Annotated in this window: 23 protein-coding genes; 19 read left to right on the top strand and 4 right to left on the bottom strand. The window is 58.3% G+C overall.

Annotation, left to right across the window (positions count from 1 at the left end):
* Nucleotides 1-30: 30 nt before the first annotated feature.
* Nucleotides 31-189, bottom strand: a complete 159-nt coding sequence (locus tag ACR0J4_RS22415; protein WP_170460231.1) for a hypothetical protein — start codon at nt 187-189, stop codon at nt 31-33.
* Nucleotides 190-288: 99 nt separating this feature from the next.
* On the opposite strand from ACR0J4_RS22415, the gene ACR0J4_RS22410 reads away from it, so the two are divergent.
* The 7 genes from ACR0J4_RS22410 (at nt 289) to nusG (ending at nt 6,545) form a co-directional block, all read left to right on the top strand.
* Entirely contained in the window at nt 289-1,167 is an 879-nt protein-coding gene (locus tag ACR0J4_RS22410) for a LysR family transcriptional regulator (RefSeq protein ID WP_170642683.1), read from the top strand.
* Nucleotides 1,168-1,266: 99 nt separating this feature from the next.
* Nucleotides 1,267-2,694 (top strand): cytochrome c oxidase accessory protein CcoG, encoded by a 1,428-nt coding sequence (ccoG, locus tag ACR0J4_RS22405; RefSeq protein ID WP_170642684.1) that lies wholly within the window; start codon nt 1,267-1,269, stop codon nt 2,692-2,694.
* A gap of 2 nt (nt 2,695-2,696) precedes the next feature.
* Nucleotides 2,697-3,155: a FixH family protein gene (locus ACR0J4_RS22400; RefSeq protein WP_170460237.1), complete on the top strand. Its 459-nt coding sequence runs from the start codon at nt 2,697-2,699 to the stop codon at nt 3,153-3,155.
* Nucleotides 3,156-3,159: 4 nt separating this feature from the next.
* On the top strand, nt 3,160-5,337 hold the full coding sequence (locus ACR0J4_RS22395) for a heavy metal translocating P-type ATPase (protein ID WP_170642685.1): 2,178 nt from the start codon (nt 3,160-3,162) through the stop codon (nt 5,335-5,337).
* A 5-nt stretch (nt 5,338-5,342) separates the two neighbouring features.
* Nucleotides 5,343-5,501 (top strand): cbb3-type cytochrome oxidase assembly protein CcoS, encoded by a 159-nt coding sequence (ccoS, locus tag ACR0J4_RS22390; protein WP_170375394.1) that lies wholly within the window; start codon nt 5,343-5,345, stop codon nt 5,499-5,501.
* Nucleotides 5,502-5,602: 101 nt separating this feature from the next.
* Complete coding sequence (gene secE, locus ACR0J4_RS22385) at nt 5,603-5,800, top strand: preprotein translocase subunit SecE (RefSeq protein ID WP_050605011.1); 198 nt, start codon at nt 5,603-5,605, stop codon at nt 5,798-5,800.
* Between the two features lie 211 nt (nt 5,801-6,011).
* A complete protein-coding gene (gene nusG, locus ACR0J4_RS22380; RefSeq protein ID WP_117872965.1) occupies nt 6,012-6,545 on the top strand; it encodes a transcription termination/antitermination protein NusG in 534 nt (177 codons plus the stop codon).
* A 108-nt stretch (nt 6,546-6,653) separates the two neighbouring features.
* Here the strand turns inward: nusG and ACR0J4_RS22375 are convergent, their stop codons facing one another.
* Entirely contained in the window at nt 6,654-7,433 is a 780-nt protein-coding gene (locus tag ACR0J4_RS22375; RefSeq protein ID WP_170642686.1) for a hypothetical protein, read from the bottom strand.
* A 432-nt stretch (nt 7,434-7,865) separates the two neighbouring features.
* Between ACR0J4_RS22375 and rplK the strand changes: the two genes are divergently transcribed.
* Entirely contained in the window at nt 7,866-8,315 is a 450-nt protein-coding gene (gene rplK, locus ACR0J4_RS22370) for a 50S ribosomal protein L11 (protein WP_113791694.1), read from the top strand.
* Nucleotide 8,316: 1 nt separating this feature from the next.
* Nucleotides 8,317-9,015, top strand: a complete 699-nt coding sequence (gene rplA / locus ACR0J4_RS22365; RefSeq protein ID WP_170375389.1) for a 50S ribosomal protein L1 — start codon at nt 8,317-8,319, stop codon at nt 9,013-9,015.
* 66 nt (nt 9,016-9,081) lie between these two features.
* On the opposite strand, the gene ACR0J4_RS22360 is transcribed toward rplA, so the two are convergent.
* Nucleotides 9,082-10,041 carry a phosphotransferase gene (locus ACR0J4_RS22360; protein ID WP_170642687.1) on the bottom strand — a complete coding sequence of 320 codons (960 nt, stop codon included), beginning with the start codon at nt 10,039-10,041 and terminating at the stop codon, nt 9,082-9,084.
* A gap of 435 nt (nt 10,042-10,476) precedes the next feature.
* Between ACR0J4_RS22360 and rplJ the strand changes: the two genes are divergently transcribed.
* The 6 genes from rplJ (at nt 10,477) to ACR0J4_RS22330 (ending at nt 22,344) form a co-directional block, all read left to right on the top strand.
* Nucleotides 10,477-10,995 carry a 50S ribosomal protein L10 gene (gene rplJ / locus ACR0J4_RS22355; protein ID WP_170375385.1) on the top strand — a complete coding sequence of 173 codons (519 nt, stop codon included), beginning with the start codon at nt 10,477-10,479 and terminating at the stop codon, nt 10,993-10,995.
* Between the two features lie 79 nt (nt 10,996-11,074).
* Nucleotides 11,075-11,449, top strand: a complete 375-nt coding sequence (gene rplL / locus ACR0J4_RS22350) for a 50S ribosomal protein L7/L12 (protein WP_008204003.1) — start codon at nt 11,075-11,077, stop codon at nt 11,447-11,449.
* 250 nt (nt 11,450-11,699) lie between these two features.
* Nucleotides 11,700-15,836: a DNA-directed RNA polymerase subunit beta gene (gene rpoB / locus ACR0J4_RS22345; protein WP_170642688.1), complete on the top strand. Its 4,137-nt coding sequence runs from the start codon at nt 11,700-11,702 to the stop codon at nt 15,834-15,836.
* 50 nt (nt 15,837-15,886) lie between these two features.
* Nucleotides 15,887-20,128, top strand: a complete 4,242-nt coding sequence (gene rpoC / locus ACR0J4_RS22340; protein ID WP_170642689.1) for a DNA-directed RNA polymerase subunit beta' — start codon at nt 15,887-15,889, stop codon at nt 20,126-20,128.
* A gap of 144 nt (nt 20,129-20,272) precedes the next feature.
* Nucleotides 20,273-21,346, top strand: a complete 1,074-nt coding sequence (locus ACR0J4_RS22335) for a pyridoxal-phosphate dependent enzyme (RefSeq protein WP_170552583.1) — start codon at nt 20,273-20,275, stop codon at nt 21,344-21,346.
* Between the two features lie 128 nt (nt 21,347-21,474).
* Complete coding sequence (locus ACR0J4_RS22330; protein ID WP_170471239.1) at nt 21,475-22,344, top strand: DMT family transporter; 870 nt, start codon at nt 21,475-21,477, stop codon at nt 22,342-22,344.
* Here the strand turns inward: ACR0J4_RS22330 and ACR0J4_RS22325 are convergent.
* Nucleotides 22,329-23,144 (bottom strand): putative rhamnosyl transferase, encoded by an 816-nt coding sequence (locus tag ACR0J4_RS22325; protein ID WP_170552586.1) that lies wholly within the window; start codon nt 23,142-23,144, stop codon nt 22,329-22,331. The genes ACR0J4_RS22330 and ACR0J4_RS22325 overlap by 16 nt on opposite strands.
* A 409-nt stretch (nt 23,145-23,553) precedes the next feature.
* On the opposite strand from ACR0J4_RS22325, the gene rpsL reads away from it, so the two are divergent.
* The 4 genes from rpsL to ACR0J4_RS22305 form a co-directional block, all read left to right on the top strand.
* Complete coding sequence (gene rpsL, locus ACR0J4_RS22320) at nt 23,554-23,925, top strand: 30S ribosomal protein S12 (protein ID WP_005621086.1); 372 nt, start codon at nt 23,554-23,556, stop codon at nt 23,923-23,925.
* Between the two features lie 15 nt (nt 23,926-23,940).
* On the top strand, nt 23,941-24,411 hold the full coding sequence (rpsG, locus tag ACR0J4_RS22315) for a 30S ribosomal protein S7 (protein ID WP_039529242.1): 471 nt from the start codon (nt 23,941-23,943) through the stop codon (nt 24,409-24,411).
* 18 nt (nt 24,412-24,429) lie between these two features.
* Nucleotides 24,430-26,547 (top strand): elongation factor G, encoded by a 2,118-nt coding sequence (fusA, locus tag ACR0J4_RS22310; RefSeq protein ID WP_170375372.1) that lies wholly within the window; start codon nt 24,430-24,432, stop codon nt 26,545-26,547.
* Between the two features lie 60 nt (nt 26,548-26,607).
* The coding region (locus ACR0J4_RS22305; RefSeq protein WP_215675807.1) for a GTP-binding protein at nt 26,608-26,698 on the top strand (91 nt) is incomplete at its 3' end.

Raw genomic sequence — 26,698 nt, 5'->3', positions numbered from 1 at the left:
GCCATTGGCCGATCCAGAACAGACCGCGTTTCAAAGGTCTTCAAGATCGACCGTGCGCGGGTGTTTCTTCCACCAATGATGCTCGGGCAACCAGCGCGCTTTGTTGCGGGTTGGTTTTGGTGCATCCCTGAGATTTGGCTCGTTGATCCGTGTCGCGGTCATGAACGATTTCGCAAAAACACTCAGCATGGGGCTTTCCTTTCGCGTTTTCTGTATGCGTCGAGGATGATGTTTCCCTGTACAGGATGCGAGCCAATTGCTATTTCTATATGTAAGCAGGGATTACATATGAACTGGTTGAAATTGCCTCCGCTCTCGTCCCTTCGCGCTTTTTCGGCCTTTGCTGAGAAGGGTGGTGTGGTGCAGGCCGGCGCTGCGTTGAATGTGAGCCACGCTGCCATAAGCCAGCAGTTGCGCGTGCTGGAAAAGCACATGGGCGTGGCTCTGGTCCGGCGCGATGGAAAGTCGCTTTCCCTGACACCCGAAGGCACGCATCTGGCCCGAGCCGTGCAGCTTGGGTTCGGTTCAATCGGCGCAGCCGTGGAAGAGGTGATGAGCACAGGCGGTGCCCGCCCGGTTCACGTGTCGCTGACACCAACCTTCGCCGCCTCGTGGTTGATGCCGCGACTGCCGGAATTTCAGGCCAAATACCCTGAAATCAGCCTGACGATCGACCCTTCTCCGCATCTGGTGGAACTGACGCCGGGCGGCGTCGATGTCGCGATCAGGTACGGGTCCGGTGGGTGGCCTGGTGTGGACTGCGAAATGCTGCTGGAAACCCCTTTTGTTGTCGTCGCGGCCCCCAGCCTGCTGGGCGGTCGATCGGGTTGGACGCCGGAAGAGTTGAGCCAGCTGCCTTGGCTGGAAGAGTTCGGCACCACCGAGGCCTCGACTTGGTTGGCTAGGCGCGGGGTGGATCACCCGCCTCAGGGGCGTCGCATCTCGCTGCCGGGGACCTTGCTGCTTGAAGGGCTGCGGGCAGGGCAGGGTGTCACAGCCACGGTGCGACATTTCGTCGAGCAAGATATCAAGGCGGGCCGCCTTGTCGAGCTCCATACCGAGCCTGAAAGCAGCGGATACCACGTTTTGACGGCCAAAACGCCTTTGAGAGCAGCGGTAAAGACCTTTGTCAGCTGGCTGAGGCGGCAGGCGGGTGACGCGCGGTAAAAGGTGTTTGTCTGATGCGCGTTTTGACCCATGTCAATGTTTGCGCGTCCATGATCTGGAAGAACACACTTCCATAAGACCCATCCTTGGAGCCAGCCAGTGAGCGATTCCGATCCCGCCCCCAGCTTGTATGCCGCCCGAGAACCTATCTTTCCTCGGCGTGTCTCAGGTCCTTTCCGGAACCTGAAATGGATTATCCTGATTGTGACCTTGGGGATCTACTACGTCACCCCATGGATCAGATGGGACCGAGGGCCCAGCCTGCCGGATCAGGCTGTGTTGCTGGACCTGGCCAACCGCCGCTTCTATTTCTTCTGGATCGAGATCTGGCCGCACGAATTCTACTTTGTTGCGGGCCTTCTGATCATGGCCGGTCTTGGGCTTTTCCTGTTCACATCGGCCTTGGGCCGGGTGTGGTGCGGATATGCCTGCCCGCAGACTGTCTGGACCGACCTGTTCATTCTGGTCGAACGCTGGATCGAGGGTGATCGCAACGCCCGCTTGCGCCTGCACCGGCAAGAGAAGATGGACCTCCGCAAGGCCCGTTTGCGTTTGACGAAATGGACCGCATGGTTCCTGATCGGCCTCGCAACCGGCGGAGCCTGGGTCTTCTACTTTGCCGATGCGCCAACCCTTCTGCGTGATTTGGTGACCGGCAACGCACACCCGGTTGCCTACACGACCATGTTGATCCTGACCGGCACCACTTTCTTGTTTGGCGGCTTCGCGCGCGAACAGATCTGCATCTATGCCTGCCCGTGGCCACGCATTCAGGCGGCGATGATGGACGAGGATACTCTGGTCGTCGGCTACCGTGAATGGCGCGGCGAGCCGCGCGGCAAAGGTAAGCGCACGGCAGATTCCGAGTTGGGTGATTGCATCGACTGCATGGCCTGCGTAAATGTCTGCCCCGTTGGTATCGACATTCGTGATGGTCAGCAGTTGGAGTGCATCACGTGCGCCCTGTGCATCGACGCCTGCGACGACATGATGGCCAAGATCGGCAAACCTCGGGGTTTGATCGACTATATGGCGCTGAGTGATGAGGCGCATGAACGCGCAGGTCAGCCTCCTAAGAATATCTGGAAACACATTCTGCGTCCGCGCACGATCATGTACACCGCGTTGTGGTCTCTGGTCGGGTTCGCGCTGCTGTTCGCGCTGTTCATCCGGTCTGATATCGACCTGACGGTCGCGCCTGTGCGCAATCCGACCTTTGTAACGATGTCGGACGGCACGATCCGCAACACTTATGACGTGCGCCTGCGCAACAAACATGGCGAAGAGCGTCCGTTCGATCTGTCTCTGACCGGCGATCTGGCCTTGGCTCTGGAAATCGAAGGCGTTGACGGGCAAACTGTGACTGTGGCCCCCGATACCGCGCAACTGGTGCGGGTCTACATTACGGCGGCGCCTGGTACGGGGCCTGCGCGTGCGGATACGTCTGCCGTCCGGATCTGGGTCGAGGATCTCGACAGCGGTGAACGCGCCTATAAAGACACAAGCTTCAACGGACGAGGGAACTGATCATGTCCGAGCGGAAATTCACCGGCAAACACGCCCTCGCGGTGTTCGTGTGTGCCTTTGGTGTGATCATCACGGTGAACCTGATCCTGGCCTATAGCGCGGTCAAAACCTTCCCGGGGCTGGAGGTCAAGAACTCCTACGTCGCCAGTCAGGAGTTCAACGACCGCCTGAAGGAACACCAAGCTTTGGGTTGGGAAGTACGCGCTGAAAACACGGGCGGTCTGCTGATCCTGCACATCACCGATGCCACCGGCGCGCCGGTTCAGGTGGCCGAATTGCAGGCCGTTGTGGGCCGAGCCACGCATGTTCGCGATGATTTCTCGCCCGATTTCACCTTTGACGGGCTTGCCTATGCAACGCCTGCGACGCTGGGCAAGGGGAACTGGAACATCCGTCTGGTCGCCCGCGATCATTCGGGGGCTGAGTTCGCTCAGCGGGTACCCCTGTACGTGAAAGGGTAGGGCGGTGACGGCTCAGCTATCCTCAGGTACGGCGGCTTGTCCGGGGTGTATCGCCGCCCCGGCGGAAGCTGCGCGTCCGATCCCTGAGGATGTTCAGATCGCGCTGTCTCTGCCCGGCATCCATTGCTCGGCTTGTATTGCGAATGTTGAGCGGGCTTTGAACGCCCATCCCGGGGTCGAGGACGCGCGCGTCAACCTGACCCTGAAGCGTGCGATGATCAAAGCCGCGCCTGAAATGCGGGCTGTTGATCTGATCCCGGTGTTGGAGCAGGCGGGCTATGAGGCGCATGAGCTGGACGCCGGAGCCCTGTCGGCCACCAGTGCGGACAAGGCGGGACGTGACCTGCTGATGCGCTTGGCTGTGGCAGGGTTCGCCTCGATGAACGTGATGCTGCTGTCGGTCTCGGTCTGGTCTGGGGCGACGGACGCGACGCGGGATATGTTCCACTGGATCTCTGCTGCGATTGCACTGCCTGCGATTGCTTTCTCGGCCCAGCCCTTCTTTGCCAACGCGTGGTCCGCTTTGCGTGTGCGTCGGCTGAACATGGATGTGCCGATTGTTCTGGCGATCCTGCTGGCGCTGTTGACCTCGCTTTGGGAAACAGCGTTGAGCGGCGAGCATGCCTATTTCGATGCCGCCCTGACGCTGACCTTCTTCTTGCTGGCGGGTCGGTACCTGGACTACCGCACCCGCGCCGCTGCTCGGTCCGCGGCTGAGGAGCTGACAGCACTGGAGGTCCCTCGTGCCCTTCGGTTGATCGACGGCACTGAAGAAGAGGTCGCTGTATCCGCACTGTCCGTTGGTGACCTGATCCTTGTACGACCAGGTGGGCGGATGCCAGTGGATGGCCAGATCGTCTCGGGTCAGTCGGAATTGGACCGTTCCCTGCTGACGGGTGAGACCCTGCCAGTATTTGCCGAGGCAGGCCAGATCGTCAGCGCGGGCGAGGTCAACCTGACCGGCCCTCTGACCATCCGCGCCACGGCGGTTGGTGAAGATACATCTCTGCATCGTATGGCTGATCTGGTGGCCATCGCTGAATCCGGCCGGTCTAGATACACCTCGCTCGCGGACAAAGCGGCCAAGCTATACGCGCCCGGCGTCCACATCCTGTCGGCGCTCAGCTTTTTGGGCTGGTACATCTATTCCGGCGACCTGCGCACGGCTCTGAACATCGCAGCAGCGGTGCTGATCATCACTTGCCCTTGCGCGCTGGGGCTGGCGGTTCCTGCGGTGACCACCGCGGCATCGGGTCGGTTGTTCCGCAAGGGGATGCTGATAAAACACGCCACCGCGCTGGAGCGTCTGGCCGAGGTCGACACGGTCGTCTTCGACAAAACCGGCACTCTGACCTCAGGCGCCCCCGAGGTGATCAATCTGGGCGTCCACACCACTACCGATCTTGAGATCGCACTGGCCCTGGCCGAGGCATCGGCGCACCCCTTGTCGGTCGCTCTGGCTAAAGCGGCGAGAGATGCCGGGATCAAACCCGCCACGCTGCGCGACATCACCGAGGTTCCCGGTTTTGGCACAGAGGCCCAGTATCGAAGCCAGCGCGTGCGTCTGGGGCGCGCGGCTTGGGTCGGTGCGGAACAAGGGGCCGAAACCTCTGCATGGCTGTCGGTTGGACCCAATGCACCGGTGGCCTTCCAGTTCACCGATGCCTTGCGACCGGGCGCGGCCGAGGCCGTCTCGGGCTTCGCCAAAGCCGGAAAGCAGGTGATCCTGATTTCGGGCGATTCGACGGGGGCCGTGAAAGCGCTGGCCGAGAAACTGGGGATCGAGAACTGGATTGCCGAAGCGTTGCCTCAGGACAAAGCGCAGCGCATTCAGGAGCTCAGTGAGAATGGCCGCAAGGTCCTGATGGTGGGTGATGGTCTGAACGATACGGCTGCCCTTGCGGCGGCGCATGTGTCCATCTCACCGGCCTCGGCCCTGGATGCGGCGCGCGTTGCGTCGGATATCGTTCTTCTGGGAACCGACCTTTCCCCTATCGCGGATGCCTGCGACACTGCCGTCAAAGCCACGAAACGGATTCGCGAGAATTTCCGCATTGCTACGGTCTATAACGTGATTGCAGTGCCGCTGGCGGTGATCGGGCTGGCCACGCCCTTGATAGCGGCGTTGGCGATGTCGACCTCTTCGATTACCGTATCTTTGAACGCCTTGCGGCTGAGGTAACTGTTATGGAAGTGCTCGCCTATCTGATCCCGATTTCCTTGTTTCTGGGCGGAATTGGCTTGGTTGCTTTTGTCTACACGGTCCGCTCGAACCAATACGAAGACCCCGAGGGCGATGCGCGCCGTATCCTCAGCGATGAATGGGATGACAAACCCAAGCAGTAGCTGGCTGAGGATGCAAAATCACAGTTGATCCCAACCGCCCTTGAAATTGCCGCAATGCCCGGCTATGTCCGGCCTATCCGCAAGCAGAGAGAACCCGCCAAATGGCCACCACCAACCCGATCCAGTTCATTCAGCAAGTTCGAGCCGAAGTTTCCAAGGTCGTCTGGCCAACCCGGCGCGAGGTGCTGTTGACCACGGTCATGGTGTTCATCATGGCTGCTCTGACCGCTGTATTCTTTGCTCTGGTCGATCTGGGCATTCGTGGCGGCTTGCAACTGATCCTGGGCGCGTTCAGCTAAGCGCCCTTGGGCGCGGAAACACCGCAGCCCCCCTTGCACAGCGCGGAATCTCAGAGTAGTTCACACGGGACTATTCGGAATGGGCGTGTGGCGATTCGGGCTGCGCGCCGCTTTTTATTCCGGAACACGCGGACAGGCCGCGACAGGATTTCAATACAGGGCGAACCCGCAATGCGGGACTTGGCCCAAGACAAACAAGGACGACAGGTTCATGGCGAAACGGTGGTACTCGGTCAGCGTTCTTTCGAATTTCGAAAAGAAGATCGCAGAGCAGATCCGCACGTCGGTGGCTGAACAGGGCCTTGAGGACGATATCGACGAAGTACTGGTCCCTACCGAAGAGGTGATCGAAGTCCGTCGCGGCAAGAAAGTCACCACCGAACGCCGCTTTATGCCCGGTTACGTTCTGGTGCATATGGAAATGTCGGATCAGGGCTATCACCTGATCAACTCGATCAACCGCGTCACCGGCTTCCTTGGTCCCCAAGGCCGCCCGATGCCGATGCGCGACGCAGAAGTGAACCAGATCCTGAACCGTGTTCAGGAAGGTGAAGAAGCACCGAAACTGATGATCAGCTTCGAGGTTGGCGAGAAGGTCAAGGTCAACGACGGTCCGTTCGAGGATTTCGACGGCATGGTTGAAGGTGTGGACGACGAGAACCAGAAGCTGAAGGTCTCGGTTTCGATCTTTGGTCGGGAAACGCCGGTCGAGTTGGACTTTACGCAGGTTACCAAGCAGGGCTGATTACCTTCTCGGAGAATTCCAGACGCCGCGGTGCCACAGACACTGGGGCGTTTTCATTTCCTCGGACTACTTGGGTTTGGTTGCTGTGTCGCAAGTCACACGGGTAGCCTACGGCTGGACTATGGAGAGAGTTGTGTTGAGGGCTTGAAGAGCCATATTGCGAGCTTCATCAACGGGCATGTCAACAAAAATTGGGTCAAGATTGTTTGTGCTGACCGTCAATCGCGACCCTTCATCAAACGGCTGCCAAGCCCAGCATTGAGTTTTTGTCCCTACGTCTGACAATAGACAAATTGAACCTTTGTTCAGATCGCCTTGGCGTTCTTTCTTCAACGACCCTCCTTCTTTCCAATACGGTTTGGGAAAGCCAAGTTCATCCTCAGTCGCAAACAGCACCTTTCCCACGTGGCGGTACGGATACGAGGAATAGCGACCGCACCACTCGGGCTCATCAATGCCCTCACAGAGAGAAGTCAGAGCCGCATGATTGGATGCGGGGTTTATCCACACCACGTCCATATCAATAGCTCGTGCGCCGTTTTGGCTAAGTCTGCATATTTTCGAAAAACCAGATTTATGGTCCATACTTCCGAAATGGGTTGCGGAATTCCCAATTTTGAGGCGGGGTTTTAGTTCCAGTGGTAGAACTACAACTTCACCAGCAATGCGAACATGCAGGTCTTCTTTGAGGCAATCATTTGGCACGTACTGAAGCCAAAGGACGTGACCCGTATATGCGCAGGCTACAATGACCGGAGCTGAAACGCATATGATCGGGGAAACTCGCGAAAGTCTCATGACACTGCCCCAGCCGGCACCGAGTGCAAACATGGCAAGGCAAGACAGGATGACAATGAGGTACCCTAGCCCAGCATATTGACCCGCCATCGGGTGGTACACCAAGAAGCCCGTGGGAAGGGCAATTGAAGCGAGCATGAGCGGAGCGCGAACTCGCCAATCAAATCGAAACGCTATGGCGGAAATCAACGCGACGCCTGCTAGAGCAATCGAAAAGACGGTGGGTGAATTCAGAGGGAACAAAAGCTGCCTTTTGCAAATGGTTTGTTTTGATATTAGCAATCTTCAATCAGAAGTAGATTTGGCGCGATGCTGGAATTCCCTACTGTGAGTTCGGTTTGGATGTACGTGAGTGGGTATTCGCAATGCCCTTGCCAACCCACTCATTCCCCTATAAACGCCGCCTCTATCGTCTTCGGGCGAGATTCTCTCGTGGGAGGTTTTAGGGATCGCGATCCCGGATCGGACCACGCAACATAAACCGGGTGGGACGCGTCCTGCCTACGTTGAAAGGAAAACCAAATGGCTAAGAAGCTTGCTGGTACAATGAAACTGCAGGTTCCTGCAGGTCAGGCGAACCCGTCGCCTCCAGTTGGTCCGGCGCTGGGTCAGCGCGGCATCAACATCATGGAATTCTGCAAGGCGTTCAACGCCAAGACCGCAGACATGGAGCAAGGCGCTCCTTGCCCGACCGTGATCACCTACTATCAGGACAAGTCCTTCACAATGGACATCAAGACGCCGCCCGCGTCTTATTACCTGAAAAAAGCAGCTGGTCTGAAGCCGGTTGGCAAGCGTAACCGCCCCCGTGGTGCGGAGAACCCAGGTCGTGAGACCGTGGCCACCGTGACCACCAAGCAGGTTCGCGAAATCGCCGAAGCCAAAATGAAAGATCTGAACGCCAACGACGTCGAAGGCGCAATGCAGATCATCCTGGGCTCGGCCCGCTCTATGGGCATCGAGGTGAAGTAAGATGGCAAAACTCGGTAAACGTACCCGCGCTGCGCGCGAAGCTGTCGCCGGCAAAGAAAACCTGTCGGTTGAAGAAGCAGTTGCCCTGGTAAAAGGCAACGCGACCTCGAAATTCGACGAGACCATTGAAATCGCGATGAACCTGGGCGTTGACACCCGTCACGCAGACCAGATGGTTCGCGGCGTTGTTGGCCTGCCGAACGGCACCGGTAAGGCGATGCGCGTTGCTGTATTCGCTCGTGGCCCCAAGGCAGACGAAGCGAAAGAAGCTGGCGCAGACATCGTTGGCGCAGAAGACTTGATGGAAACTATTCAGGGCGGCACCATCGAATTCGATCGCTGCATCGCGACCCCTGACATGATGCCGATCGTTGGTCGTCTGGGTAAAGTTCTGGGCCCGCGCAACCTGATGCCGAACCCCAAAGTTGGCACCGTGACCATGGACGTGAAAGCGGCCGTGGAAGCAGCCAAAGGTGGTGAAGTTCAATTCAAAGCTGAAAAAGGTGGCGTTGTGCACGCAGGCGTGGGCAAAGCGTCCTTCGACGAAGCCAAGCTGGCTGAAAACGTCCGTGCCTTCATCTCGGCTGTTGCGAAAGCCAAGCCGTCGGGCGCCAAAGGCACCTACATGAAGAAAATTGCACTCAGCTCGACCATGGGCCCGGGTGTGACACTGGACGTGGCGGCTGCAGCAGGCGAATAAGCCTTAACGCAGACGCAGCAATCCATGAATCCCGAGTAGCGCAAGCTGCTCGGGTTTTTTGATGCGCTAGCGAAAGGCCTGTTTCAGTCGTGCTTGCAGCCGCTCTCGTTTGCGCAGTTCAAACTCGCTGCAGGTGATGTCGGGTTGCCAGAGGCGCAGCCAGTCCTTCAGCAATCGGCCCCGCAGGCAGCAATCGAGAATCTGTGTGTCGATCGGGTGGCGATACTGGCGGAAAAACATCTCTTTGTTGCGGGTCAGAGCGCCGCTTCGGTCGACGTCTTTGTCCGCCCCGTCTCGGAAGATATCCGCTTTCAGAAAGTCGACGATATCGTAGGCGGCCAGCTTGTCGCGGGCCTCAGTGAAATCCAGCCCGATGGCGGTGCCTTGGCCCATGATCAGGTTCAGGCCGTGAAAATCCCCATGGGAAAACACGCGCAGGTCAGGGCGGTTTTTCAAGGATGCGGCTTCGGCCAGAAACTCCTCGACCATGGGCTGGCCGATGTCCGAGACGTGCGAGGGCACTTGGGTGGACTGCTCGCGTATGCTGTCGATCATCCATCGCGGGCGAAACGCGTAGTCCGTGGCGTTTTGAACCCCGTGCAGGTCGTGCAGCCACGACCCCGCCCGTCGATAGACTTGCGCCACCTGGGTGTCGTCTTCGCTATTGTAGATGATATCGGTCGCGGTTGGGCGCTCGACAAACTCAGTCACCATGAACGCGCCGTTTGGTGAGATGTAGACGGGACGAACGACCCGGTTGTTTCTGGACGTCCTAAAGTGGTCGGTCAGTTGCTCCAGCAGGTCGAACTCTTTGCACAGGCGACCTGTTTCCGGCGACAAGGTATCAAGCTTCAGCGCATAGGAGCGGTTCGAGGTTTCGACCTTCCACACCAGACGGGTATCGGGGAAGGCGTGGGATCGACAGTGAAAGCGTACCTGTGTGATGGGCGTGCTCAGACAGTCCTGCGCCAACTCTTGGGCGTAGGCACTGGCCTTGTCGAATTCTTCCAGAGTAACCGCTGTCATTTTGCCTCAAGCCCGGAGTGTTTTCGGGCATTCATACCGGAGGTGACCGTAGCTGAAACCCACTGTCAATGACATTGCTGGCGTGTATTGACCGCTCTGCGGGTCGCCCCGCATACAAAGGGCGGTTCGGACCTGATGCCGCAAGTGCAAATAGGGGCAATTTACCCCTTGGAAACCCCCTCCATCTGCCCTAAGTAGGGCTGCGAAGTAAAGCGTGCGATTCGTCGTGCGCTTTATTTCGTTTCGTCCAAGACGGTGGGTGGTGCCATATGGCCCCTTAATTCCCTGCCTGAGACGGGTAAGACCAAAGAATTCTGAGGGTCCCGCCCTCGGGCGCATTTTGGCCAATCCCGTAACAACGGACCTGAACGCCGGGGTTAACCCCTCGGCAAATATGAGCCGGGGTGAGTGATCGCCCCAAACTTGGAGAGAACTGTGGATAGAGCCCAGAAAGAGAAAGTGGTCGAGGAACTCGGCCAAATCTTCGAAAGCTCTGGCGTCGTAGTGGTTGCTCACTACGCCGGTCTGACAGTTGCCGAGATGCAGGACCTTCGCGCACGTGCTCGTGACGCGGGCGGCTCCGTGCGTGTTGCCAAGAACAGGCTCGCCAAAATCGCCCTTGAGGGTAAGCCGTGTGAAAGCATGGCCGACCTGCTGACAGGGATGACCGTTCTGACCTATTCCGAGGACCCTGTGGCAGCAGCCAAGGTGGCCGAGGACTTCGCCAAAGAGAACCAAAAGTTCGAAATCCTTGGCGGTGCAATGGGCGAGAACGCTCTGGACCGGGCTGGTGTTACAGCCGTGTCGAAAATGCCGTCGCGTGAAGAGCTTATTGCTACGATCGCTGGTATGCTTGGCGCGCCTGCTTCGAACATCGCCGGTGCAATTGGCGCACCTGCAAGCAACATCGCAAGCATCCTTTCCACCATCGAAGAGAAGGCGGAAGCTGCGTAAGCGGTTGGCACTGAATGATCTGCGTATGGGATACCCCCTGACGTTGGAACACACACTGTAAACGGAAAGAGCTGATAAAATGGCTGATCTGAAAGCACTCGCAGAAAGCATCGTGGGTCTGACCCTGCTGGAAGCACAAGAACTGAAAACCATCCTCAAAGACGAATACGGCATCGAGCCCGCAGCAGGCGGCGCAGTTGTCATGGCTGCTGGTGGCGACGCCGGCGGTGCAGCTGAGGAAGAAAAAACCGAATTCGACGTCGTTCTGAAGAACGCCGGCGCATCGAAAATCAACGTCATCAAAGAAGTTCGCGGCATCACCGGCCTGGGCCTGAAAGAAGCCAAGGAACTGGTCGAAGCCGGCGGCAAGATCAAAGAAGGCGTGGACAAAGCAGAAGCAGAAGACGTCAAAGCCAAGCTGGAAGCAGCTGGCGCCGAAGTCGAACTGGCCTAAGCTTAGTCTCTGGCGCATCGCTGATGTGCCGAAAAATTTGGCTGGGTCCGGAGAAATCCGGGTCCAGCCGAACCTGTCTTAGAAAGGGCCTCAATTCGTGGGGCGTTTTCTAAGACACGGTTTTCGGATCGGGAGGCCGCCTTCGGGACGGTGGCCACGAATTGATCCGGGCGTGTCGTCTCGAATGTGCAAGATGCCGGGGCCCGACGGTGTCTTTGCCCGCTGAGAACATCGAAAGGTGACATCTGACATGGCTCAAACGTTCCTTGGCCAGAAACGTCTTCGTAAATATTACGGCAAAATCCGCGAAGTGCTGGAGATGCCGAACCTCATTGAGGTACAGAAATCTTCTTATGATCTTTTCCTGCGCTCCGGCGATGCAGAACTGCCCACAGACGGCGAAGGCATCAACGGTGTGTTCCAGTCGGTTTTCCCGATCAAGGATTTCAACGAGACCTCCGTTCTGGAGTTCGTGAAATACGATCTGGAAAAACCGAAATACGACGTCGAAGAGTGCATGCAGCGCGACATGACCTACAGCGCACCGCTGAAGGTCACTCTGCGTCTGATCGTGTTTGATGTCGATGAGGACACCGGCGCGAAATCGGTCAAAGACATCAAAGAACAGGACGTGTTCATGGGCGACATGCCCTTGATGACACCGAACGGAACGTTCATCGTGAACGGCACCGAGCGTGTGATCGTGTCCCAGATGCACCGTTCGCCCGGTGTGTTCTTTGACCACGACAAGGGCAAAACCCATTCCTCGGGCAAGTTGCTGTTTGCCTGCCGCATCATCCCGTATCGCGGCAGCTGGCTGGACTTTGAGTTCGACGCCAAGGACATCGTCTTCGCCCGGATCGACCGTCGCCGCAAACTGCCTGTGACAACCCTGCTGTATGCGTTGGGTCTGGATCAGGAAGCGATCATGGACGCGTATTACAACACCGTGTCCTACAAGCTGGACAAGAAGAAGGGCTGGGTCACGCCGTTCTTCCCCGAGCGTGTACGTGGCACCCGTCCGACCTATGATCTGGTTGACGCCAAATCCGGTGAAGTGATTGCCGAAGCGGGCAAGAAAGTTACCCCGCGCGCAGTCAAGAAACTGATCGACGAAGGCACCGTCACCGACCTGCTGGTTCCGTTCGATCACATCGTTGGCAAATATGTCGCCAAGGACATCATCAACGAAGAAACCGGTGCGATCTATGTCGAGGCCGGTGACGAACTGACGCTGGAATATGACAAGGACGGCGATCTGATCGGCGGCACCGCGAAAGAGCTGATCGACGCGGGCATCACCGACATTCCGGTTCTGGACATCGACAACGTCAATGTTGGTCCATACATGCGCAACACCATGGCGCAGGACAAGAACATGAACCGCGAAAGCGCGCTCATGGACATCTACCGCGTCATGCGTCCGGGCGAGCCGCCCACCGTCGAAGCTGCGTCGGCCCTGTTCGACACCTTGTTCTTCGACAGCGAACGCTATGACCTGTCCGCTGTTGGCCGCGTGAAGATGAACATGCGTCTGGCTCTAGACGCGCCGGACACCCTGCGTACCCTGCGCCGCGAAGACATCGTGGCCTGCATCAAGGCGCTGGTGGAACTGCGTGACGGCAAAGGTGACATCGACGATATCGACCACCTCGGCAACCGTCGTGTGCGTTCGGTCGGCGAGTTGATGGAAAACCAGTACCGCGTTGGCCTGCTGCGTATGGAGCGCGCGATCAAAGAGCGTATGTCGTCGGTCGAGATCGACACCGTCATGCCTCAGGACTTGATCAACGCGAAACCCGCTGCGGCTGCTGTTCGCGAATTCTTCGGCTCGTCGCAGCTGTCGCAGTTCATGGACCAGACCAACCCGCTGTCGGAAGTCACCCACAAACGCCGCCTCTCGGCGCTTGGCCCCGGTGGTCTGACACGTGAGCGTGCGGGCTTTGAGGTGCGCGACGTACACCCGACCCACTATGGCCGGATGTGCCCGATTGAAACGCCGGAAGGTCCGAACATCGGTCTGATCAACTCGCTGGCCACCTTTGCCCGCGTGAACAAGTATGGCTTCATCGAAACACCGTACCGCGTCGTCAAAGACGCCGAGGTGACCGATGAGGTTCACTACATGTCCGCGACCGAGGAAATGCGTCACACCGTGGCGCAGGCGAACGCGACGCTGGATGCTGATGGCAAGTTCATCAACGATCTGGTCTCGACCCGTCAGGCTGGTGACTACACCCTCGCCCCGCGCGAGAACGTGGACCTGATCGACGTGTCGCCGAAACAGCTGGTCTCGGTCGCCGCATCGCTGATCCCGTTCCTTGAAAATGACGACGCCAACCGCGCTCTGATGGGCTCGAACATGCAACGTCAGGCGGTTCCGCTGCTGCGCGCCGAAGCGCCGCTGGTCGGTACCGGGATCGAGGAAAAGGTCGCGATCGACTCGGGCGCTGCGATTCAGGCGAAACGCGCTGGTATCATCGACCAGGTCGATGCCCAGCGTATCGTTATCCGCGCGACTGAGGATCTGGAACTGGGCGACGCTGGCGTTGACATCTATCGTCTGCGTAAATTCCAGCGTTCGAACCAGAACACCTGCATCAACCAGCGTCCGCTGATCAAGGTGGGTGACACCGTCCAGAAGGGCGAGGTCATTGCTGATGGTCCGTCGACCGATATGGGTGAACTGGCCCTTGGTAAGAACGTGGTCGTCGCGTTCATGCCGTGGAACGGTTACAACTACGAAGACTCGATCCTGATCTCGGAACGTATCGCGCGTGATGACGTCTTTACCTCGGTCCATATCGAGGAGTTTGAAGTCGCCGCCCGTGACACCAAGCTGGGCCCGGAAGAGATCACCCGCGACATTCCGAACGTCGGTGAAGAAGCGCTGCGCAACCTCGACGAGGCGGGCATCGTTTACATCGGTGCGGATGTTGAGCCGGGCGACATTCTGGTCGGCAAGATCACTCCGAAGGGCGAAAGCCCGATGACCCCGGAAGAAAAGCTGCTACGCGCCATCTTTGGTGAAAAAGCGTCTGACGTGCGCGACACCTCGCTGCGCGTGAAGCCGGGTGATTACGGGACGGTCGTTGAGGTCCGCGTCTTCAACCGTCACGGCGTCGAGAAAGACGAGCGTGCGCTGCAGATCGAGCGTGAGGAAGTCGAACGTCTGGCCCGTGACCGGGACGACGAGCTGGCGATCCTGGACCGCAACATCTATGCGCGTCTGCAAGGCCTGATCCTGGGTAAAACCGCTGTCAAAGGCCCGAAAGGCGTTAAGGCAGGGTCGGTGATCACCGAGGAACTGCTGGAAACCCTGACCCGTGGTCAGTGGTGGCAGCTGGCGCTGGAAGGTGAGCAGGACGCACAGATCGTTGAGGCTCTGAACGAGCAGTACGAAGTGCAGAAGCGTGCTCTGGACGCCCGTTTCGAAGACAAGGTCGAGAAAGTCCGTCGTGGCGACGACCTGCCGCCGGGTGTGATGAAGATGGTCAAAGTCTTCATCGCCGTGAAGCGTAAGCTGCAGCCGGGCGACAAGATGGCCGGTCGTCACGGGAACAAAGGTGTGATCTCCAAGGTTGTTCCGATGGAAGACATGCCGTTCCTGGCCGATGGTACTCCGGTTGACTTCTGTCTGAACCCGCTTGGTGTGCCTTCGCGTATGAACGTTGGTCAGATTCTTGAAACCCACATGGGTTGGGCCGCACGCGGTCTGGGTCTGAACATCGACGACGCTCTGGGTGAATACCGCCGCTCCGGCGACCTGACCCCTGTGCGCGAAGCGATGAAGCTGGCCTATGGCGAAGATGTCTACGAAGAAGGCATCACCGGCCTGGACGAGGATGGCCTGATCGAGGCTGCGGGCAACGTGACCCGCGGTGTTCCGATCGCGACCCCGGTCTTCGACGGTGCCAAAGAAGCAGACGTCAACGACGCGCTGGTGCGCGCGGGCTTCTCGGAAAGCGGTCAGTCGGTTCTGTTCGACGGTCGTACCGGTGAGCAATTCGCACGTCCGGTGACCGTGGGCATCAAGTACCTGCTGAAACTGCACCACCTGGTGGACGACAAGATCCACGCGCGTTCGACTGGGCCGTACAGCCTGGTTACCCAGCAGCCGCTGGGTGGTAAGGCGCAGTTCGGTGGTCAGCGCTTTGGTGAGATGGAGGTCTGGGCTCTGGAAGCTTACGGCGCCGCCTACACCCTGCAGGAGATGCTCACCGTGAAATCGGATGACGTCGCCGGCCGGACCAAGGTCTATGAGTCGATCGTCAAGGGCGAGGATAACTTTGAAGCGGGCGTACCGGAATCGTTCAACGTTCTGGTTAAAGAAGTCCGTGGCCTCGGCCTGAATATGGAACTCCTGGATGCGGAGGTTGAGGAGTAAGGGCGCTGCCCTTCCTCCCGTCCCCCCTTCCGCAAGATTTGAGGTAACAAATGAACCAGGAAATCACCAACAACCCGTTCAACCCGCTGACGCCCCCGAAGGTATTCGACGAGATCAAGGTCTCGTTGGCGTCGCCCGAGCGGATCCTGTCTTGGTCCTATGGCGAGATCAAGAAACCCGAAACTATCAACTACCGGACGTTCAAGCCCGAGCGTGACGGTCTGTTCTGCGCACGTATCTTTGGCCCGATCAAAGACTACGAATGTCTGTGCGGCAAATATAAGCGGATGAAGTATCGCGGCGTTGTCTGCGAGAAATGCGGTGTGGAAGTCACCCTGCAGAAAGTCCGCCGCGAGCGCATGGGCCATATCGAACTGGCCGCGCCCGTCGCACATATCTGGTTCCTGAAATCGCTGCCGTCCCGCATCGGTCTGATGCTGGACATGACGCTGCGCGATCTGGAACGCGTTCTGTACTTTGAAAACTACGTCGTCATCGAGCCCGGTCTGACTGACCTGACCTACGGCCAGATGTTGACCGAAGAAGAGTACATGGATGCGCAGGATGCCTATGGCATGGACGCGTTCACCGCGAATATCGGTGCTGAAGCCATCCGCGAGATGCTGGCCCAGATCGATCTGGAAGCCGAAGCCGAGCAGCTGCGTGCTGATCTGGCCGAAGCAACCGGCGAACTGAAGCCCAAGAAGATCATCAAGCGTCTGAAGGTTGTCGAATCCTTCCTCGAGTCGGGCAACCGGCCCGAGTGGATGGTGATGACCGTGATCCCGGTCATTCCGCCGGAACTGCGTCCGCTGGTTCCGCTGGATGGCGGCCGTTTCGCGACTTCGGATCTGAACGATCTGTATCGCCGCGTCATCAACCGGAACAACCGTCTGAAGCGTCTGATTGAACTGCGCGCGCCTGACATCATCGTCCGCAACGAAAAGCGGATGCTGCAGGAATCCGTGGATGCTCTGTTCGACAACGGCCGTCGTGGCCGCGTGATCACCGGCGCCAACAAGCGTCCGCTGAAATCGCTGTCGGACATGCTAAAGGGTAAGCAGGGTCGCTTCCGTCAGAACCTTCTGGGGAAACGCGTCGACTTCTCGGGCCGTTCGGTCATCGTGACCGGTCCGGAACTCAAGCTGCACCAGTGTGGTCTGCCCAAGAAGATGGCGCTGGAACTGTTCAAGCCGTTCATCTACTCGCGTCTTGAAGCCAAGGGTCTGTCTTCGACCGTGAAACAGGCGAAGAAACTGGTCGAGAAAGAACGTCCCGAAGTTTGGGATATCCTCGACGAGGTGATCCGCGAACACCCTGTCATGCTGAACCGTGCGCCGACGCTGCACCGTCTTGGCATTCAGGCGTTCGAGCCGGTCCTGATCGAAGGTAAAGCCATCCAGCTGCACCCGCTGGTCTGTTCGGCCTTTAACGCCGATTTCGACGGCGACCAGATGGCCGTTCACGTCCCGCTGAGCCTCGAGGCGCAGCTGGAAGCGCGTGTTCTGATGATGTCGACGAACAACGTTCTGTCGCCTGCAAACGGCGCGCCGATCATCGTTCCGTCGCAGGATATGATCCTGGGTCTCTACTATGTGACTCTGGAACGCGAAGGCATGCCGGGCGAAGGCAAGGTCTTTGGTTCGATCGAAGAAGTTCAGCACGCGCTGGACGCCGGTGAAGTGCACCTGCACTCGAAAATCACCGCGCGGATCACGCAGATCGACGACGAAGGCAACGAAGTTCAGAAGCGTTATGAAACCACTCCGGGCCGTCTGCGTCTGGGTGCTCTGCTGCCGATGAACAACAAAGCGCCGTTCGAGCTGGTCAACCGCCTGCTGCGGAAGAAAGAAGTGCAGCAGGTGATCGACACCGTCTACCGCTATTGTGGTCAGAAAGAGTCGGTTATCTTCTGTGACCAGATTATGTCGATGGGCTTCAAAGAAGCGTTCAAGGCGGGCATCTCGTTCGGTAAGGACGACATGGTCATTCCGGGTGACAAGTGGGGCATCGTTGATGACACCCGCGGTCAGGTGAAGGACTTTGAACAGCAGTACATGGACGGCCTGATCACTCAGGGCGAAAAGTACAACAAAGTTGTCGATGCCTGGTCGAAGTGTAACGACCGCGTCACCGAGGCTATGATGTCGACGATCTCGTCGTCGGATCGGGCAGAGGATGGCTCCGAGCAGGAACCGAACTCGGTCTACATGATGGCCCACTCCGGTGCGCGTGGCTCGGTCACTCAGATGAAACAGCTGGGCGGTATGCGCGGCCTGATGGCCAAGCCGAACGGTGACATCATCGAAACGCCGATCATCTCGAACTTTAAAGAAGGTCTGACCGTTCTCGAGTACTTCAACTCGACCCACGGTGCCCGTAAGGGTCTGTCGGATACCGCTCTGAAGACGGCGAACTCGGGTTACCTGACCCGTCGTCTGGTGGACGTGGCACAAGACTGCATCGTTCGTGAGATCGACTGCGGCACCGAGCGTGCGATTACTGCCGAAGCCGCCGTTAACGACGGTGAGGTTGTTGCCTCGCTGGCCGAACGTGTGCTGGGCCGTGTGGCGGCTGACGATGTTCTGCGCCCGGGCACCGATGAGGTGATCGTGGCCGCAGGCCAGTTGATCGACGAGCGCATGGCAGACACCATCGACGAAGCCGGGGTTGCGTCGATGCGCATCCGCTCGCCTCTGACCTGTGAGTCCGAGGAAGGCGTCTGTGCAACCTGCTACGGTCGTGACCTTGCGCGTGGTACCATGGTGAACACAGGTGAAGCCGTCGGCATCATCGCCGCGCAGTCCATCGGTGAGCCCGGTACACAGCTGACCATGCGGACCTTCCACATTGGTGGTGTTGCGCAAGGTGGTCAGCAGTCGTTCCAGGAAGCCAACCAGGAAGGCGTTGTTGCGTTCGAGAACCCGCAGATCCTGGTCAATGCCGCAGGTGAAAGCCTGGTCATGGGCCGGAACATGAAGCTGGTGATCAACGACGAACACGGCGAAGAGCGGGCCAGCTTCAAGCTGGGCTATGGCTCCAAGCTGTTCGTCAAGGACGGCACCAAGGTGGCCCGTGGCGACAAGCTGTTCGAATGGGATCCCTACACCCTGCCGATCATCGCCGAAAAAGCCGGTACTGCGAAATACGTTGACCTGGTTTCGGGCCTTGCTGTCCGCGACGAGACCGACGAAGCAACCGGCATGACCCAGAAGATCGTGATCGACTGGCGCGCGGCCCCCAAAGGCAGCGACCTCAAGCCCGAGATCATTCTGGTCGGCGAAGATGGCGAGCCGGTCCGCAACGATGCGGGCAACCCGGTTCACTATCCGATGTCGGTGGATGCGATCCTGTCGGTCGAAGACGGTCAGAAGGTCGAAGCCGGTGACGTTGTCGCGCGTATCCCGCGTGAAGGTGCCAAGACCAAGGACATCACCGGTGGTCTGCCGCGTGTGGCCGAACTGTTCGAAGCGCGTCGTCCGAAAGATCACGCGATCATCGCAGAAGCCGATGGTTACGTGCGCTTCGGTCGCGACTACAAGAACAAGCGCCGCATCAGCATCGAACCGGCTGACGAGTCCATGGAGACCATCGAGTACATGGTGCCCAAGGGCAAGCACATCCCGGTCGCCGAAGGGGACTTCATCCAGAAGGGTGAATACCTGATGGACGGTAACCCGGCTCCACATGACATCTTGTCCATCATGGGTGTCGAAGCGCTGGCGGATTACATGATCGACGAGGTGCAGGACGTGTATCGTCTGCAAGGCGTGAAGATCAACGACAAGCACATCGAGGTCATCGTGCGCCAGATGCTGCAGAAGTGGGAGATCCTGGATTCAGGCGACACCACCCTGCTGAAAGGCGAGCATGTCGACAAGCAGGAGTTCGACGCGGCCAACGAGAAGACCATCGCCCGCGGTGGTCGTCCGGCACAGGGCGAGCCGATCCTTCTGGGGATCACCAAAGCCTCGCTGCAAACGCGTTCGTTCATCTCGGCGGCGTCGTTCCAGGAAACCACCCGCGTGCTGACCGAAGCTTCGGTTCAGGGCAAGAAAGACAAGCTGGTTGGCCTGAAAGAGAACGTCATCGTCGGTCGCCTGATCCCCGCCGGTACCGGTGGGGCCACGCAGGCCGTTCGCCACATCGCGCAGTCGCGTGATAACGTGGTCATCGAAGCCCGCCGGGAAGAGGCCGAAGCAGCCGCTGCTCTGGCCGCGCCTAGCTTTGACGACGACATGGTCGGGGATGAGCTGGATGTTCTGGTGGAAACACCGGAAAGCCGCGAGTAACCCTCGGACCACAATAGTAGAAAAGGCCCTGCGATTTCGCGGGGCCTTTTTTTGTTTGCACCCCCGAAGCGCGCCTTCGCAAAGAAAATTATCAATGTGAACCGGTTTGTGGCATGGTTGCGCAAAGCAGAGGAGGGGGCCGCCATGACAACCCGGCAAACGCAAGGGCGCAAGCGCCTGTATGACAGCATTCTGGACACTGTCGGAGACACGCCCTGCGTGCGCATCAACAGAATCGCGCCCTCAAACGTGACGGTTTACGTGAAGTTCGAAGCGTTCAATCCGGCCAGTTCCGTGAAGGACCGTCTGGCGTTGAACATCATCGAAGCGGCCGAGCGGGACGGTCGGCTGAAACCGGGGCAGACGGTTGTTGAGGCAACCTCGGGCAATACCGGGATCGGATTGGCGATGGTCTGTGCGGCCAAGGGCTATCCTCTAGTTGTGACCATGGCCGACAGTTTTTCGGTCGAGCGGCGCAAGCTGATGCGGTTCCTGGGGGCCAAGGTTGTCCTGACTCCGCGCGCCCAGAAAGGGTTCGGCATGTATACCAAAGCCAAGGAGCTGGCCGAGCAGAATGGCTGGTTCCTCGCCAGTCAGTTTGAAACCGCGGCAAATGCCGACATTCATGAAAACACCACCGCGCGAGAAATTCTGGCGGATTTCGACGGGCAGAAGCTCGACTATTGGGTGACGGGTTATGGCACCGGTGGAACCGTCTCTGGCGTGGCGCGGGTTCTGAGAAAAGAACGCCCGGAGACGAAGATTATCCTGACAGAGCCTGCGAATGCGGCCATTGTCTCTTCGGGCTATGTCAACACCCGCAACGACACGCATCAGCCGACCGAAAGCCATCCGAACTTCGAGCCGCATCCGATCCAAGGCTGGACGCCTGATTTCATTCCTTGGGTCCTGCAGGAGGCCATAGACAACGGCTTCTATGATGAGTTGATCCCTGTGCCCGGCGCAGACGGTATTGCCTGGTCGCGCCGTTTGGCTGCGGAAGAGGGGATTTTCACCGGCATATCGGGCGGGTCCACATTTGCGGTGGCGATGAAACTGGTTGAGACCGCGCCGGACGGATCGGTGATGCTGGTGATGCTTCCAGATACCGGTGAACGGTATCTTTCGACCCCGTTGTTCGAAGGGGTGGAGGAAGAGATGACGGATGAGGAGATCGCGATCTCCAAATCGACGCCATCAGCCCATATGACGGACTGAAGCGACTGGAAAACAGCCGGTTACAGTTGCTCTTCGTGAAAAAATTTTAGGATTGAGACGCGCGAATTGACTTTGCGCCAGATTGAAGCGTGAATACCGCCATTGATTGAAGGCCGAGTATTGTTTGAATGAGTCCGAATGTTAAAGGCGCGCTGCTGATGATGGCCAGCATGGCCGCATTTACAGTGAATGACACGCTGGTCAAAATCGCGCTGCGAGAATTGCCCTTGTTTCAATTAGTTGCGATCCGGGGAGCTTTGGCGACTCTGCTTGTTTACGGGTTGGCGCGCCATCTTGGGGCGTTGCATCTGAATTTTTCGCGGCATGACAAATGGCTAGTTTCTATTCGCTGTGTTGCCGAGCTTTCCGCGACGTTTTTCTTCCTGACCGCGCTCAAGAACATGCCGTTGGCGAATGTGACGGCGGTTCTTCAGGTGTTGCCGTTGACCGTGACGCTGGGGGCGGTCCTGTTCTTCTCGGAACATATCGGCTGGCGGCGCATTATGGCGATTGTCGTCGGGTTCATGGGCATGTTGCTGATCGTACGGCCCGGGCCGGACGGGTTCAGCGTCTATGCGATCTATGCGTTGCTGGCTGTGGTCTCGGTGACGATCCGAGACCTGATCACCCGGCGCATGTCGCCGCAAGTTCCATCACTGGTGGTGACCCTGGCCACCTCTCTGTCGATCTCTGTTGCCGCAGGGCTGGTGTCGACGTTTGAGGGCTGGGTCAACCTGTCCGGCGGCAATGCTGTTCTGGTGGCCTCGGCGGCTGTATTTGTCCTGATCGGATATCTATGCAGCGTGATGGTGATGCGAGAAGGCGAGGTTGGGTTTATCGCCCCTTTCCGATACTCCAGCCTGATTTGGGCCTTGGGGCTGGGCTGGGTTGTGTTTGGCGAATGGCCCGATGCGGTGACCTTGTTCGGCGCCGGGCTGGTTGTCGCGGCTGGCTTGTTTACCCTGTTCCGCGAAAGGACCACTCAGGGCGCGCCGTGAACCTGCCGGACGATGCTCTGATCAATGGCAAAACGGGCGATGAACTCTCCCTCAAGCTCGGGGGTGAGGGCCGAGAGTTCGCGGTCATAGTTGCGCGCCCCGCGTGAGTCGTTGAACCCGTTGAGCGAACGCACCCACATTGGTGCATCGGTATAGCTGACGATGGGCATGAAGCGGCCCATGCGATGATGGGTAAAGCTGATGATCGTCTGTTTGCAACCACCTGCGATATGCATTCCAAGACCCACGCCCAAAAGCGGTTTATGCGTCGGTTTCGCCGTGATCCCATCGGCGTTGAGACGGGCAAAGAAGCCCTGATTGAAATCAATGCCGACAATGGTGCTACGCTCCATCAGGCCTTTGCTGTCTTTGGCGGCTTCGCGCAGACGCTCAACGAAATCCACCGACACGGCGTCGTCATCGTCATGGCGGAATTGGATGCAAGGCTTATCCGGGTCTTTTCGGGCCGCGTTCAGGATATCCTTCATGATGTGGCGATGTGATTTGTCGACCCGAGGCGATTCCTCAACGATCCGGACCTGTTTCACATCTGCTGTCAGGTCGTGCAGCCTGCCATAGGCGTCTTTGGGCAGGCAGTCTCCGATCACCACCAGCAGCTCGAAATCCTCGTCGGTGTGTTCGCGAAAACAGGGCAAGGTCGAGGACTCGAACAGTCGGAACCTCTCTTCCAGACGGGCAGGGCTGTAGAGGTGACGACGCCGATCATCCAGGGTTTCATGTTCGGTCTGAAAGCTGCCAAGGGCCGGAAAGGAAAAGCGGCAAAGGCCGATAACCTGCATCTGTCATCCATAGCTAAGAGGTCTGCGCGCACTATGCCGGGCTATGCCTGCACCCGCAACGCCAGAAGAGGCTGGCCCGTGCTCGCAATCGTTGATATCACAGCGCAATCCGGCCAGTTTGGTGCCCAGATTTTCGCGCTGGGGTAAGTGCTGTTGACACTTGGGCCGACTCCCCCTATTACGCGCGTCATCTCGGTACCGGGGGCCGCCCCAAAACCGATTTCAGTAATGAACTGGTCAAGACCCGGACAATTTTGCAGTTCGCGTCCTCTGATAACAAACCGCGACGTTCACCTCGGAATGGGAACGCTCGCGGGTTTTGCGCTTGTGGACGCATAAGTGCAGCAAGTTTAACCGCACGCAATGCGCGTGCATGTCATGTGTGTTGCAAAACGGGGAAGAAACCGGAATGCCAACTATTCAACAGCTGATCCGCAAGCCGCGGCAGCCCAAAGTAAAACGCTCGAAGTCCATGCACCTGGAGCAGTGCCCGCAGAAACGCGGCGTCTGCACCCGTGTGTATACCACCACACCGAAAAAGCCGAACTCGGCTATGCGTAAGGTTGCCAAGGTGCGCCTGACCAACGGGTTCGAGGTCATCTCGTACATCCCCGGTGAAAGCCACAACCTGCAGGAACACTCGGTTGTTCTGATCCGTGGCGGCCGTGTAAAAGACCTTCCCGGTGTGCGTTACCACATCCTGCGCGGTGTTCTGGATACTCAGGGCGTCAAAGATCGTAAGCAACGTCGTTCGAAATACGGCGCGAAGCGTCCCAAGTAAGAAGGAGAGGCTGATATGTCACGTCGTCACGCCGCCGAAAAACGCGAAGTCCTGCCCGACGCCAAATTTGGCGACAAGGTACTGACCAAATTCATGAACAACCTGATGATCGACGGCAAGAAGTCGGTCGCAGAGCGCATCGTTTACAACGCCTTTGACCGCGTTGAGAACAAAATCAAGCGCGCACCGGTCGAAGTGTTCCACGAAGCGCTCGACAACATCAAACCGTCGGTCGAGGTTCGCTCGCGCCGGGTTGGTGGTGCAACCTATCAGGTTCCGGTCGAAGTGCGCCCCGAGCGCCGCGAAGCACTGGCCATCCGTTGGCTGATCACTGCTGCGCGTGGCCGCAACGAAAACACCATGGAAGAACGCCTCGCCGGCGAACTGCTGGACGCTGTACAGTCCCGCGGTACCGCCGTGAAGAAGCGCGAAGACACCCACAAGATGGCCGAGGCGAACAAAGCCTTCAGCCACTACCGTTGGTAATTCAGAGGCTTATCAAAAATGGCACGCGAATATCCGCTCGAACTATACCGTAACTTCGGTATCATGGCGCACATCGATGCAGGTAAGACCACCTGCTCGGAGCGTATCCTGTATTACACTGGTAAATCCCACAACATCGGTGAGGTGCACGATGGTGCAGCCACCATGGACTGGATGGAGCAGGAGCAGGAACGCGGCATCACCATCACTTCGGCTGCGACCACCACTTTCTGGGAGCGCACCGAGGACGGTCAAACCGCCGATACCCCCAAGCACCGCCTGAACATCATCGACACCCCCGGCCACGTTGACTTCACCATTGAAGTTGAACGCTCGCTGGCGGTTCTCGACGGTGCCGTCTGCGTTCTGGACGCAAACGCCGGTGTTGAGCCCCAGACCGAAACCGTGTGGCGTCAGGCTGACCGCTACAAGGTTCCGCGTATGGTTTTCGTCAACAAAATGGACAAGATTGGCGCAGACTTCTTCAACTGCGTTCGCATGATCGAAGACCGCACCGGCGCACGCGCTGTTCCGGTTGGTATTCCGATCGGCGCCGAGTCCGAGCTGGAAGGTCTGATCGACCTGGTCACCATGGAAGAGTGGTTGTGGCAGGGTGAAGATCTGGGCGCAAGCTGGATCAAAGCTCCGATCCGCGACAGCCTGAAAGACATGGCTGACGAATGGCGCGGCAAGATGATCGAAGCGGCCGTCGAAATGGACGACGACGCGATGATGGAATACCTGGAAGGCAATGAGCCCGACGTTCCGACCCTGCGCGCCCTGCTGCGCAAAGGTACGCTGGACATCGCGTTCGTTCCGGTTCTGGGTGGTTCGGCGTTCAAGAACAAAGGCGTTCAGCCGCTGCTCAACGCTGTGATCGATTATCTGCCCAGCCCGCTGGACGTTGTTGATTACATGGGCTTCAAACCCGGCGACGAGGAAGAAGTTCGTGACATCGCCCGTCGTGCAGACGACGAAATGGCCTTCTCGGGTCTGGCGTTCAAAATCATGAACGACCCCTTTGTTGGCTCGCTGACCTTCACCCGGATCTACTCGGGCACCATGAACAAGGGTGACTCGATCCTGAACTCGACCAAAGGTAAAAAAGAGCGCATCGGTCGTATGATGATGATGCACTCCAACAACCGGGAAGAGATCGAAGAAGCGTTTGCAGGAGACATTATCGCGCTGGCGGGTCTGAAAGACACCACCACCGGTGACACTCTGTGTGACGCGAAGGATCCGGTGGTTCTGGAAACCATGACCTTCCCTGATCCGGTGATCGAGATCGCAGTTGAGCCCAAAACCAAGGGCGACCAAGAGAAGATGTCCCAGGGTCTGGCCCGTCTGGCCGCTGAAGACCCGTCCTTCCGTGTGGAAACTGACCTGGAATCCGGTCAGACCATCATGAAGGGCATGGGCGAACTTCACCTGGACATCCTGGTTGACCGTCTGAAGCGCGAGTTCAAGGTTGAGGCGAACATCGGTGCTCCTCAGGTGGCCTATCGCGAAACCATCTCGATGCCGGTCGAGCACACCTACACCCACAAGAAACAGTCGGGTGGTTCGGGTCAGTTCGGTGAGGTTAAACTCGAGATCACTCCGACCGAGCCGGGCGAAGGTTACTCGTTCGAAAGCCGCATCGTTGGTGGTGCCGTTCCGAAGGAATACATCCCAGGTGTTGAAAAAGGCATCCAGTCGGTCATGGACAGCGGCCCTCTGGCTGGCTTCCCTGTGATCGACTTCAAGGTTGCTCTGCTGGACGGTAAGTTCCACGACGTTGACTCGAGCGTTCTGGCGTTCGAAATCGCGGCCCGTATGTGTATGCGTGAAGGCATGCGCAAAGCTGGCGCGAAACTGCTGGAACCGATCATGAAGGTGGAAGTGATCACCCCGGAAGAATACACCGGCGGTATCATCGGCGACCTGACCTCGCGGCGTGGCCAGGTGTCTGGTCAGGAACCGCGCGGCAACGCGATCGCGATCGACGCGTTCGTTCCGCTGGCGAACATGTTCGGCTACATCAACACTCTGCGTTCGATGTCGTCGGGCCGTGCCCAGTTCACCATGCAGTTCGACCACTACGATCCGGTTCCGCAGAACATCTCGGACGAGATCCAGGCGAAATACGCATAACCAAAGATTTGAGGGAGCGTGGGTATCACGCTCCCTTCATTACCGAAAAAGGAGGCCATCATGGCAAAGGAAAAGTTTGAGCGTACAAAACCGCACGTCAACATTGGCACGATTGGCCACGTTGACCACGGCAAGACGACGCTGACCGCAG

Source organism: Ruegeria sp. B10, assembly GCF_056539825.1.
This window is presented reverse-complemented; position numbering and strand designations above follow the sequence as displayed.

Excerpts from the sequence above, each read along its gene's own strand:
- ACR0J4_RS22415 (WP_170460231.1), bottom strand. The coding sequence starts at position 189 with ATGCTGAGTGTTTTTGCGAAATCGTTCATGACCGCGACACGGATCAAC.
- ACR0J4_RS22410 (WP_170642683.1), top strand. The coding sequence starts at position 289 with ATGAACTGGTTGAAATTGCCTCCGCTCTCGTCCCTTCGCGCTTTTTCG.
- ACR0J4_RS22400 (WP_170460237.1), top strand. The coding sequence starts at position 2,697 with ATGTCCGAGCGGAAATTCACCGGCAAACACGCCCTCGCGGTGTTCGTG.
- ccoS (WP_170375394.1), top strand. The coding sequence starts at position 5,343 with ATGGAAGTGCTCGCCTATCTGATCCCGATTTCCTTGTTTCTGGGCGGA.
- secE (WP_050605011.1), top strand. The coding sequence starts at position 5,603 with ATGGCCACCACCAACCCGATCCAGTTCATTCAGCAAGTTCGAGCCGAA.
- nusG (WP_117872965.1), top strand. The coding sequence starts at position 6,012 with ATGGCGAAACGGTGGTACTCGGTCAGCGTTCTTTCGAATTTCGAAAAG.
- ACR0J4_RS22375 (WP_170642686.1), bottom strand. The coding sequence starts at position 7,433 with ATGGCGGGTCAATATGCTGGGCTAGGGTACCTCATTGTCATCCTGTCT.
- rplK (WP_113791694.1), top strand. The coding sequence starts at position 7,866 with ATGGCTAAGAAGCTTGCTGGTACAATGAAACTGCAGGTTCCTGCAGGT.
- rplA (WP_170375389.1), top strand. The coding sequence starts at position 8,317 with ATGGCAAAACTCGGTAAACGTACCCGCGCTGCGCGCGAAGCTGTCGCC.
- ACR0J4_RS22360 (WP_170642687.1), bottom strand. The coding sequence starts at position 10,041 with ATGACAGCGGTTACTCTGGAAGAATTCGACAAGGCCAGTGCCTACGCC.
- rplL (WP_008204003.1), top strand. The coding sequence starts at position 11,075 with ATGGCTGATCTGAAAGCACTCGCAGAAAGCATCGTGGGTCTGACCCTG.
- rpoB (WP_170642688.1), top strand. The coding sequence starts at position 11,700 with ATGGCTCAAACGTTCCTTGGCCAGAAACGTCTTCGTAAATATTACGGC.
- rpoC (WP_170642689.1), top strand. The coding sequence starts at position 15,887 with ATGAACCAGGAAATCACCAACAACCCGTTCAACCCGCTGACGCCCCCG.
- ACR0J4_RS22335 (WP_170552583.1), top strand. The coding sequence starts at position 20,273 with ATGACAACCCGGCAAACGCAAGGGCGCAAGCGCCTGTATGACAGCATT.
- ACR0J4_RS22330 (WP_170471239.1), top strand. The coding sequence starts at position 21,475 with ATGAGTCCGAATGTTAAAGGCGCGCTGCTGATGATGGCCAGCATGGCC.
- ACR0J4_RS22325 (WP_170552586.1), bottom strand. The coding sequence starts at position 23,144 with ATGCAGGTTATCGGCCTTTGCCGCTTTTCCTTTCCGGCCCTTGGCAGC.
- rpsL (WP_005621086.1), top strand. The coding sequence starts at position 23,554 with ATGCCAACTATTCAACAGCTGATCCGCAAGCCGCGGCAGCCCAAAGTA.
- rpsG (WP_039529242.1), top strand. The coding sequence starts at position 23,941 with ATGTCACGTCGTCACGCCGCCGAAAAACGCGAAGTCCTGCCCGACGCC.
- fusA (WP_170375372.1), top strand. The coding sequence starts at position 24,430 with ATGGCACGCGAATATCCGCTCGAACTATACCGTAACTTCGGTATCATG.